At 44.0% G+C, this 11,628-nt stretch carries 7 protein-coding genes and 1 pseudogene; 3 read left to right on the top strand and 5 right to left on the bottom strand.

What is annotated here, in order from left to right; all coding sequences use genetic code 11:
- Positions 1-37: 37 nt before the first annotated feature.
- On the bottom strand, positions 38-841 hold the full coding sequence (locus tag C6G87_RS01620) for a 3'-5' exonuclease (RefSeq protein WP_104751806.1): 804 nt from the start codon (positions 839-841) through the stop codon (positions 38-40).
- A 67-nt stretch (positions 842-908) separates the two neighbouring features.
- Between C6G87_RS01620 and gltX the strand changes: the two genes are divergently transcribed.
- Positions 909-2,282, top strand: coding sequence for a glutamate--tRNA ligase (gene gltX, locus C6G87_RS01615; RefSeq protein WP_104751805.1), 1,374 nt, complete (start codon positions 909-911; stop codon positions 2,280-2,282).
- On the opposite strand, the gene C6G87_RS01610 is transcribed toward gltX, so the two are convergent.
- Positions 2,279-3,523, bottom strand: a complete 1,245-nt coding sequence (locus C6G87_RS01610; RefSeq protein ID WP_104751804.1) for a hypothetical protein — start codon at positions 3,521-3,523, stop codon at positions 2,279-2,281. The genes gltX and C6G87_RS01610 overlap by 4 nt on opposite strands.
- Before the next feature lie 753 nt (positions 3,524-4,276).
- On the opposite strand from C6G87_RS01610, the gene traF (C6G87_RS01605) reads away from it, so the two are divergent.
- Positions 4,277-5,446, top strand: coding sequence for a conjugal transfer protein TraF (gene traF, locus C6G87_RS01605; RefSeq protein ID WP_104751803.1), 1,170 nt, complete (start codon positions 4,277-4,279; stop codon positions 5,444-5,446).
- 46 nt (positions 5,447-5,492) lie between these two features.
- A complete protein-coding gene (gene traF, locus C6G87_RS01600) occupies positions 5,493-6,875 on the top strand; it encodes a conjugal transfer protein TraF (RefSeq protein WP_233708955.1) in 1,383 nt (460 codons plus the stop codon).
- Positions 6,876-6,908: 33 nt separating this feature from the next.
- On the opposite strand, the gene C6G87_RS01595 is transcribed toward traF (C6G87_RS01600), so the two are convergent.
- From C6G87_RS01595 to C6G87_RS01585, 3 genes and pseudogenes are all read right to left on the bottom strand, one after another.
- The gene (locus C6G87_RS01595) at positions 6,909-7,640 is read right to left on the bottom strand and encodes an HpaA family protein (RefSeq protein WP_104751802.1); all 732 of its coding nucleotides are present in this window, start codon (positions 7,638-7,640) and stop codon (positions 6,909-6,911) included.
- Between the two features lie 163 nt (positions 7,641-7,803).
- Positions 7,804-9,243, bottom strand: coding sequence for a type I glutamate--ammonia ligase (gene glnA, locus C6G87_RS01590; protein WP_104751801.1), 1,440 nt, complete (start codon positions 9,241-9,243; stop codon positions 7,804-7,806).
- A gap of 46 nt (positions 9,244-9,289) precedes the next feature.
- Positions 9,290-11,345 (bottom strand): annotated as a pseudogene (locus C6G87_RS01585) (carbon starvation CstA family protein).
- Between the last annotated feature and the right edge of the window lie 283 nt (positions 11,346-11,628).

The following is an 11,628-nucleotide window of genomic DNA, read 5'->3' as shown; positions in this document are numbered from 1 at the left end:
CTTGCGGTGCGAGTGGTAAGTAGCACATTGTTAGACATTAATCTTCTTGCATCTCAGTTTGAATCTCGCGCTCTAGGGCTTGCGTGAAAACCTCGCTATAGGGTTTGTCTTGGGGGAGTTTGTTTTTAAACTCTACCAAAATGTTTAAATAGTGTTCTTTAATCAACTCTCCCTTAGAGAGAATGTATTTAAGATAAAGCCAATAGGTGTTGAGCACATCGCCTTGACAATAAAGATCAATGCGCTCCATGCGATCGCCCTCTTGACTATAATAAATTTCATGCACACACTCCCCACTCAAGCCAAATTTACCCGGCAAACCCGCCATAGAACACACCCCATCGAGGTTAAGCCGCGGCGCACCAAACTGAGAAAGGCTATCGAGCAAATCCATATGGAACGCTTCGCTGTAGCGGTAGCGGTAATTTTCCCATTTATTGCTTTGCTCATAAAAGGCGTGCGCGTCTAGGTTGTAGGCAAGGGCTTTAAGCATGAGCACTGGCAGATCAAAATTACGCCCATTGAAACTAACAAGCATGGGTTTTTGATGGTTAAAAAAGCTCAGAAAATCTGCGACCAAGTGTTTTTCATCTCTCTTTTGCCCCTCTTGTCTGCCAAAATTACCTACCTTGATAAAATGTCCATGCGTATCGGCTAATACGGCAGCAATGGACACCACCTTATGCCAATACAGGGGCAAAAACTCGTACCCGCTTTTAGCTTTTTGCCACTCAAAAGCTTTAGTGCAGAGCTCTAAGGGTTCTAAAGTACTTTCGGGGTCTAAATCCTGTCTGATCAAATCAATATCCGGCACAGTTTCAATATCCAAGACACAAAGCATACACACCCTTTTAAGTCAGCTTATATTAAAATGCGTATTTTAGGACTTTTGCGCTTAAAGGACATGCATGGTTGTAACCCGTTTTGCGCCCTCTCCCACAGGGCATTTACACATTGGAGGCTTGAGGACGGCTCTGTTTAATTATCTTTATGCCAGGGGGCGGGGGGGTAAGTGTTATTTGCGCATTGAAGACACCGATTTGGCGCGCAATAGCCAAGAGGCCACAGAGGCGATTTTGCAAGCCTTTGCGTGGATGGGTTTGGGCTTTGATGGAGAAATTCTCTACCAGTCTCAACGCTTAGAGCTTTATCAAAGCTATGTCCAACAACTCTTAGAGGCGCACAAGGCGTATTATTGCTACACGAGTAAAGAAGAGCTAGAGGCTTTAAGAGAAACCCAGCGCGCCAAAGGGGAGACTCCCCGCTACGATCGCCGCTATAGAGATTTTACCGGCACATCCCCTCAAGGGGTTAAGCCTGTGGTGCGCCTTAAAGCCCCTCTGCAGGGGGAGATCGCCTTTAAAGACGGGATCAAGGGCGTAGTGGTGGTACAGGCTAAAGAGTTAGACGACTTCATCATCGCGCGCGCGGATGGCACGCCCACTTACAATTTTGTGGTAAGCATTGATGACGCGTTGATGGGCATTAGCGATATTATTCGCGGGGACGATCATTTGAGCAACACCCCTAAGCAGATTCTCATTTACCAAGCCCTAGGTTTTAAATTGCCTAATTTTTACCATGTGCCCATGATTTTAAACGAGCAGGGGCGCAAATTGAGTAAACGCGATGGGGCGATGGGCGTGATGGATTACAAGGCTTTGGGCTATCTTAAAGAGGCTTTGCTGAATTTCTTAGCGCGCTTGGGTTGGAGTTATGGCGATCAAGAGATTTTTAGCCTAGAAGAATTGCTAAGACTCTTTGACGCCAAAGATTTAAATAGCGCGCCCAGTTGTTTTAGCCCCCACAAATTAGACTGGCTCAACGCCCATTATCTCAAAGCCACCTCTAACGCCCAATTAGAGATACTTTTACAAGATTTTGAGCTGCCCCCCGCCTTTGATCGTCTTAATACGCTCCAAAAAGACATGTTATTAGGCGCGCTTAAAGAGCGTTGCACCACCCTTAAGAGCTTGAGTACAGGCGTGCACGAAGTGCTAAACCCCCCTGTTAGCTATGACCCTATTAAAAACCCGCAAGCTAAACCCCTGCTAGAAGCATTCGCCCAGATCTTAAAAGACGCGCCCTTAGAGAGTTTAGAGAATATCCAAACCCTCTTGCACACCTTTTTAGACACCCACGCGCTCAAACCCGGGGCTTTCATGCCCGCATTGCGCGTCGCACTCTTAGGCAAGAAAGGGGGGATTGATCTCAAACAAGCCCTATTCGTGCTAGGCGATCAAGCTTTAGAACGCCTGCAAACTTTCTTAGCGCGCGCCTAGTGGCGGTGGCTACGCACAAAGTCCACCAGTTCTCTAGTGTCAATGGAGAGGGTTACAAATTGCTGGAAGGTGGTGTACCATTTGCCCCCTGTCCCATTCAAGCTGTGCCCATTGCCCCCGCCCATGAAGTTAAAGAACGCGTCCGCACGCAAGCTCATGAACTTGTTCTTATAGACATAGTAAAACGCTAGGCGCTGGAAGTTAGGCGCGTGGTACCAAGGTAGCCCGGTGTAGAGCGCGCGCCCATAGGTGGCGTAAAATTTCATTTGGGGCTTGTCTGAAAAGTAGTATTTTTCATAGAAACCAAAGCCCTTATACTGCGCCACAAAGTCAAATTGCCCCCCAAAACTATTATACCACTGGCTAGGTCCGCACTTCACCCCCGAACGTACGCAATAATGTTCTTGCTCAGACATCGTGCCAAAGGCAAAAGAGATTTTGTCCATATAGGGCATCAGACGCTTGAGATCGGTTTTGATATAGCCATAGTAGTAAATGCGATCGAGCACGGTGGGGTTAGAATATTCTCCGGGCACGCCCCCTTGAGGTTCACCGCTAAAATAAGGATAACCATTGGGCCAAAGGGGGGTTTCATCGTTTTGATTCATGTAAGATTTTCCATCAAAGGGATACTTGCTTCCCATGCTATAAGAGCTAGTATTGTGGAAGGCTACAATTCTGCCCCCAAAGCCAAGATAGCCTTTTAAAAACGACCACTCGGTAGAACCAAAGTAGAGCATTTGGTTCATGTTGTAATTTTTCTTAGCCGGGCCATTGTTCCAGTTGCGCCCGCCATACCAGTCTATGATGAACTCCGCCCAGCCATTCCACCAGCGATCAGGGTTGTAAGCGGGCTTGTATTGCAACATTGCCCCTCTAGCGGTAGGGTCTTTAAACCAAAAGAGCTTTTTAAAAGCCGCTAGAGGGTAAGAAGAGATGGAATAAGTTCTAGGGATGATGCCCACATAAGCCCTAAAATCCTTCCATACCCCACTATAATACATCGTAACCCCCCAAGAATAGGGGAAGTAGCTATAATGGGTGTGTAGATTTTGGATAAACCATCCGCCAAACATTAAAGATTGGTTTTTATCGAATTGAATCCCAATTTCGGGCATAATCCGATTTTTCATGTTTACTAAACTATTCCAATAGGGGTTGTCCTTACCCGCTAAGTTGTAGGTAAAGCTCACAAATTTCAAATCATAGGCAAAGCTTGCTGCTTCACCTCCAACTGCCATTGCTCCCCATAACGCTACGCTACAAGGCAACGCCTTTAATACCCAACCAGTTCTCATGCATGCGCCTCTAACACCGAATAACTTGAGATCAAAGCTAAGGAATTTTGGGATTGACAGAGCTCGCACACCAAGAGATTCTATAGCTTTTCCTCTGGGAGTTGATGCTCCAACTCGCAAAGATTCTATACGATATCTAATAAAATAAATCTTAAAACATTTTATTGTCGGAACTCACTCTGTAAAGTCTAGTCTCTTTGCACCTTTGCGTCTAATTACTTTCTTAAGAATTAAGCTATATTTCTAATTTTTTTACCCTTTGGCATAGGGAATATAGGACTCCTAAGCGAGCTGTCCTGTTTGAAGCTACGATCTATTTCCACTAAAGCTAGAATTCCCTAACTTTAGTTATGAGGAGTATGTCAGCTGCAAAGAAGAGTTCTTCTAGTCCTGCGTCCATGTGTGGACACAATGACTTCGCAAAATTGGCTTCTAAACCCCCACCAAACAGAATACTTTGCTCTTTAGTTAGGCAGATAAGGCACAATCCCTAGTATTAGATGCAAAGAGTTTTATATGATACGTTGTATGACATATTACGTGAAATCTTCTACTAAATACAAGAGCGCCAACAATGTTTTATATATGCTTGCAAATCTATGCATGGACGTTTTGATTCTGTGTCTTGTCTTAGTTTTTAAGGTGATTGTGGATCGATATATGCTTAAATGAATGAAATTTTGCAGGAGTTTTTAGATGGGTCAATCGGCACGCTTGGCAGGGCTGTGCACCTTAATTTGTGGGAGTGTGGGAGCATTGCAATTTGGACAGATGGGTGGTATCAGCCCAGCAATGGGTGGAGCTGGTGTAGCTTTAGAAGATTCTGAGTGGGGACTTTACTATAACCCTGCCTTGCTAGACATGGATACTAGCAAGCGGTTTAGACTAGGCGTTAATGTTGGTGCACGCGCAAGCGGGAATAATCTTCCTAGCTTGGTTGGAGCCACTGCTCAAGGCTCTCATCTCTCCTTTAATCCTAATAATGGGCTGTATATGAACACCCAAGATGGCTTGGCGTTTCAATTACGCTTGGACCATAAAAGCAAAAAAACGGGACAACAAAAAGGTTTAGGTGCACTGGGGGTGGGTGTATTTATCAACGCTTTCGGGCAAGCCCATGCACGCAACTCTAACGCAGACTCTATGACTCTAAGGGCTTTGGGCTTGGGAAGTCTCAATGTAGGCTATTCTAAAGCTTTTAGCTTGCATAAATTTGGTACGCTTGGGGTAGGTGTGAGTGCGGGTTATATGTACAGTGTCGATCTCGAAGCCCAAGATCAGCGCTTCACTCAGATAAAAGAGTTACTCTCTGATAAAGCGCTCAGACAAAGGCAGAGTCATTTTATTTTAGACATGGGGATAGTTTATAGAATTGTGGGGTTTAGTGTAGGAGTTGTGCTTAAAAATGTCAATGAGCCGGTGGTGCGCTTTAATAGTGGCACCCGAGCCACTCTTGGACCTCAAGCGCGTTTGGGCATGGCTTATCATTATAAATGGCTCAATTTAGCTATGGATGTGGATCTCACTTCCAATAAAACTTTAATTCCTAATAGCTATAACCGCATGGTCGGAGGCGGTATTGGCTTGAATCTTCCCTTTGGTTTAGGGGTACGCTTTGGAGCAATGGGCAATATTGCAAAAGAACAGGTTTTACAAAAGGGGGTGATTTTAACGGGTGGACTGTGCTATAAAATCTTGCGTATTGTAGGGCTTGAACTCTCTGTACAATCTGGGTTGAAACATATGGCTGCTTCTACAAGTTTTCCTAGCGATGTGCCAAATACTTTCCGTAATAAGGTCCCTTTTGTAGCTTTTAAATTTCCCAACTATTTTGCCTTGAGATTTGGCATTAATGTAACATTCTAATCATGTACAAGTTCAATGACATAGAGAATTTATTGTAGGGGACGCAATGGCAAATAGGTCTAGGTATTGTTTTGAATTATGGATGTTGATGTGTGCGAGCATGGGGGCACTGGAATTCGGACAAATGGGAGATACGAGTTTTGCGATGGGTGGGGCGGGGGTCGCGTTAGAGAATTCGGCTTGGGGACTCTACTACAATCCAGCCTTATTAGATGTGGATGCAAGAAGCAAACTTGGCTATAGCTTTGGAGTCTCACTGGGGTCTAAAAATATCCTTCCTCTGATATCAGCGGCACGTCAATCTAGTCAGGCGCTTTCAAGTCTAGACATAGGGAGTTTACTTACACAAAACAATCTGCAATTCCCCCTCACTTTTAGTGCCAACCAAGGTAGTAGTGCTCAGGCAGTTATCAAAATGGCGAATGCCGCTAAAAATTTTCTCTCCCTCAATGGTGTACAGCTTGATAGTCAAAATGGCTTAGTTTTGCAAATCCACCCTAGACTTAAAAGTAGAAGAGAGATTGGGACCTTTGCTGTGGGAATCTTTGCGAGTGGCTTTATAGGAGCTGGTGTGCAGATTGATCCCAAATATAACCAACTTATTTTAAAGGCTTCTATCCCACAAATTCCTCCTAAAGCGGGCAATAATCTCCAGTATCTTTCAGCGGGTATTAGCCCTACTAACATCACTTTTTCTCAAAGCTCAGAGCAAAATTTCAACAGCTCCTCCATGTTCTCACCTAATGCGCAACATTCTACGACAGCGAGAGTTTTAGCCCTGGGAAGCGTACCCTTTGGATACGCTAAAGGTATTAATTTTGGTCGATTCGGGATGCTTTCTATTGGGGCAGATGCACGCTATATTTATAGCTTAAGCTATGGCATGTCTGTAAAGGGTAATTTAGATAGTTTAATTAATAATACGAGCAATACCATCAGCGGATTGAACTTTAACAATCTTATGCACCAAAACCATTTTGGCTTGGATTTAGGTATGGTTTACCGCATTAAAGGTGTGAGTGTAGGGTTAGTGGGCAAGTATCTTAATGCTCCTAAGATTTCCTATAGCGATGGATTAGCTTTACGCATAGAACCACAAGTGCGCATGGGACTTGGTTGGCGCTGGAAATGGCTCAACTTAGCATGGGATTTGGACCTTACTTCCAATAAGACCTTGATCCCCAATATTGTTAGCCAAATGACAGGCGGGGGATTAATGGCTAGTTTTAGATGGTTTGCTCTTAAATTCGGCGCAATGGGTAACCTTGCCAAAAAAAGCCTGCACCAAGGTGTGATCTTGACTGGAGGAGTGCGTTTGTTTAAAATCCTAGATGTTTCCATACAATCAGGGTTACAAACGACACTCTTTAATGGTGTTAAAATCCCCAACTACATGGCATTGCGTATAGGTGGTGGCTGGGAGTGGTAATAATCCCGCGCCAACTACACCCCTTGCAATCTTCTATTTCTGGGCTGGGCTGTTTTTCTTGAAGTTTTCTACCAAATGCTCATAAGGCTTAAAGGTTTGGGCAAGCAAATCCTGAGCAAGTTTTTGTACGCTTTTAACATAAATCTTGGCGAGAATCTGATCGATGTTGCTCTCAAATTTTTCATCTCGCACTACCGTAGTACGACTCACAGGCATAAATCCGCCTGAACTGGTGCGTTGCTGGCTTACGAGTACATGGGTTTTAACTTTATAGCTAGGTAGTTCCATGCTCGACATGTGGAAGGCATTTTTGCTTTTAGGCTCAATAAGCTTAAGACGCATAAAGCCAGCAGAAATATCCGTAATATCTTCCTCAATCTCTTTATGTTTTTTGGAAAGCTTCATATCCGTATCTTCCAAAATATCCACAAAGGCACTTACATCAACCACAGCAAAAATCTTTTCTTTTTGCTCTAAATTCAACTTATCCAAAGTGGAAGCAAGTACAGAATAACCGCGCATTTCTAGCATATGTGTGATTTGTGCCTGCAAAGAGTTTCTGAACTTATCACGCAAGGACTCGGGCACATTTTTACTAAAATCAATAGCAAAAGGCGCTAAAGCCAAAGTATAGTTATTCTTTGGCTGTGTTTTTTCATGCAAATCGTAAACATACTTGCCTGTTGCGTGATCGGTACTTTTCATAGTCGCCTGTGCAATTCCGGCGAGCCCTAAAAGCGAACACAAAACAACCCTCTTATACATTAACAAATCCTTTTTTTAAAAAATTTTCTTATGCTAGCTTAAAATGGTTAATACTACCATTAGCGTTTTTTTAAAAAACGCATTGCCAACTTAAACATGCGCATCACCAAGTTAAATTTTTTGCGACTATCCCAAAAAGATGCACCCCTTCTACGCCTAGCCATTAGCAAGAGTAGGTATTGACAAATTCAAAGGGATGAGGCTTACTTTCCCAAGGAAAGACTTCTGATTTGAATTTAAAACTCTGATAAGCTTGGATAAATTCTTCTGTGAAGACCTCTCCCCGCTTAAGATAATCTTTATCAGAAAGCATTTCCTCTAACGCACTTCTAAGTGTGTGGGGTAATTGCTTGATTCCCTTATCGCGGATTTCATCAAGAGTTAATTCAAACAGGTTGATATCCATAGGTTGACCCGGATCTATTTGTTGGGCAATCCCCTCTAAACCTGCCATCAAAATTGCTGCAAACGCTAAATAGGGGTTAGAAGAGCTATCCGGGAAGCGCAATTCAAAACGCGAAGACTTACCTTTAACTCCATAGGGGATACGCACGCTTGCACTACGATTCTGAGCCGAATAGCTCAGGATAGAAGGGGCTTCATAGCCCGGAATCAAACGCTTATAAGAATTGCTAGAAGCGTTCGTGAACGCAGCCAAACTGCGCGCATGTTTTAAGACACCTCCTAAAAAGTGCAACGCTTGCTGACTCAGGTTTTTATACACATCACCACTAAAAAGATTCGCGCCCTCTTTCCAAATACTGACATGTGTGTGCATGCCACTCCCATTATCTCCATAAAGGGGCTTGGGCATAAAGGTCGCGGTTTTGCCATTCAGATGGGCAACCATTTTGACAACATATTTAAGTTTTTGCACATTATCGGCTGCTTCTACTAAGTGTCCAAAACGCACCCCCACTTCGCCCTGCCCTTGTGCAACTTCATGATGCACGACATAGGTTTCTAGCCCAACCTGATTGAGAACCTTGACAATTTCGGCGCGTAAATCCATCATGGTGTCGGTAGGTGGCGTGGGCAAGTAGCCCCCCTTATGCCCCGTGCGGTGTCCAAAGTTCACACCTCCTTCAAAGCTACGATCCCGATTCCATTCACCTTCTTCGCTATCGATCTCGTAATACTGGCAATTTGCACTATCCTTAATCTTGATCGAATCGAAAATAAAAAATTCATTTTCCGCCCCAAAGTAAGCGACATCACCTACCCCACAAGCGCGTAGATGCGCGAGCGCCTTTTTAGCAACACTTCTAGGGCATTTTTCATAAGCCTGATCTTTATAGATGTCCCACACATCGCAGAAAACAACCACCGTGATATCTGCGCTAAAGGGGTCGATGAAATAGCGGATTAAGTCGGGTTTTAAGATCATGTCCGAATGATCGATGCTCTGCCATGCCTTGATCGAACTGGCATCGAAGGGAATCCCCTGTTGTAATAGTTCTTTATCCACGCTCCCAAAAAAGTAGCCGATGTGATTCCAAGTACCCTTCACATTCGTAAACCTAAAATCTACGAACTCTACTTCGTTTTCCCGACAAAAATCCAAGAATTTTTGCACATCCGCATCGCTATTATGTAGCTCCATATACCGCCTTGTAATTTTTGCTCCATTGTAACATAAAAGGCTGAAATCAAATGCGCACGGGCACACTCTCAGCTAAGGGAGGGTTGATCACCCCACTCCAAGCGCGGTAACAAATGCGCACACTCGCTACAAGCACCATGAGTGCAACAACCATAAAAAAGACGCACAAGATTGCATCGATAGTATGGTTAGTGATGGATTGTTTGAGTAGACTAATTTGTTCAGGGTCGCTAGCACGAGCAAGTTTTTCGCTCAAAATTTGCGCGGTAGCGACATGAGACACATGGTTTAACACACTATTATCCCCTTTAGGAAGGATTTTTAAAATCCCGCTATAAAAGGTTATCCCTAAGATCAGTGTAGCAGGGATTGCTGTAACTAATGCGTATTTAAAGCGTTGCATTTTAAAAAGAATAGTTGTGCCTAGTAAGAGCGCCATGCCCGCTAGCATCTGATTGCTCACTCCAAAGAGGGGCCAAAGGGTGTAAATGCCCCCTTTGGGATCGATAGCTCCTTGATAAAGAAAATGTCCCCAAAGACTTACGCAAAGAAAAGTTGCCACAAAAACAGCCATTTGAGAGCGGGTATTACCCAAAGGCTTATAGACATTGCCTAGGATATTTTGGATCATAAAACGCGCGGTGCGTGTGCCCGCATCCACAGCTGTAAGGATAAATAGAGCTTCAAAGAGGATGGCAAAGTGGTACCAAAATGCCATCACGGCAGGATTGCCTACAATATGATAAACCAGCATTGATAATCCAATAGCAAAGGTGGGCGCACCCCCTGTGCGACTTAAAATACTTTGTTCGCCGATATTGCGGGTTAGTTCTTGAATTTCTTGAGGGGTGATAGAAAAACCCCAAGAACTGATCACTTTAGCGGCTTCAGCGATGTTTGCGCCGATTGCACTTTCTGGCGCGTTGATGGCAAAATAGAGTCCGGGGTGTAAAATTGCAGCCATGATTAAAGCCATGATTGCTACTACTGATTCCATGACCATCGCGCCATAACCCACCGCACGTGCATGGCTCTCTTTTTCAATGATCTTGGGTGTTGTGCCAGAAGCGATTAGGGCATGAAAACCGCTAATAGTTCCGCATGCAATGGTAATAAATAAAAAGGGGAAAAGGCTTCCGGCAAACACTGGACCCGTACCATCAATAAAGGCGGTTACTTTAGGAATTTGTAGGGGGGGCGACCACAATCACTGCAACCACTAAGACCAAGATCACCCCAATTTTCATGAAAGTGCTTAAATAATCGCGGGGTGCCATCAAAAACCACACGGGCAAGTTGGAAGATACAAATCCATAGCCGATTACAATCCATGCAAGAGTAGTTGCTTTGAGCGTGAAAAGCGTACCCAAAGTGGGATCGCTAGCCACAACTTTACCATAGTAGATCGCGCACAATAACAATCCAAAGCCTATTAAAGAAGCTTCTAGCACCTTACCAGGACGCAAGAAACGCATGTAAAGCCCCATAAAAATAGCAATAGGGATTGTCATACTGATAGTGAAAAGCCCCCAAGGGGAATGTGCCAAGGCCTTGACAACCACCATTGCCAAGATTGCGATGATGATGATCATAATCCCCAAAATACCCAACATTGCAAACCAGCCCACCACTGAGCCCATCTCTTCTTTTACCATTTCTCCTAGAGATTTGCCATTGCGTCGCATAGAAATAAAGAGCACCACAAAATCATGCACGCAACCCCCTAAAACACTACCAATTAAAATCCACAGCACGGAAGGTAGATAGCCCATTTGGGCGGCTAAAATCGGTCCTACCAAAGGACCCGCACCCGCAATAGCTGCAAAATGATGCCCAAAAGTGATTGCCTTATTGGTGGGAACATAATCACGCCCATCATTGTGTACGCAAGCGGGTGTAGCGCGTGTGTCATCTAGCTGTAAGACTTTGTAAGCGACAAAGTGGCTATAAAAGCGGTAGCCTAAAGAGTAAATACAGATCGCAGCAACTACTAACCAAAGCGTGTTAATACTCTCGCCCTTGTGCAAGGCTAATACCCCCAAGCACACCGCACCCATGATCGCCACAATTGCCCACAGCAGATTGCCTAAAGTTTTACCCATGTAGACTCCTAAGATCGTTTTGAATTTAAAAATTATACATAATTATTAATAAAAAGGACTAATAACTAATATATGTCCCATCATGCCATACTATTTTGGTCTTTTAGTTCTCATTTATAAGGAGTATACCAACTTTTATCAGTGGTAAGGTTTGGATGCGCTCATTCTAGCCACTAAAATTAAGCACGATGACAGGTTAGCAACTAATCTTCACCCACCAGTGGGTCTGTAAGTCTTTTGGGTTAGAAACTAGTTTTTCAGATAGCAAAACTCTTTGCGTTCA

Source organism: Helicobacter baculiformis (genome assembly GCF_900197685.1).
Classification (GTDB): domain Bacteria; phylum Campylobacterota; class Campylobacteria; order Campylobacterales; family Helicobacteraceae; genus Helicobacter; species Helicobacter baculiformis.
This window is presented reverse-complemented; position numbering and strand designations above follow the sequence as displayed.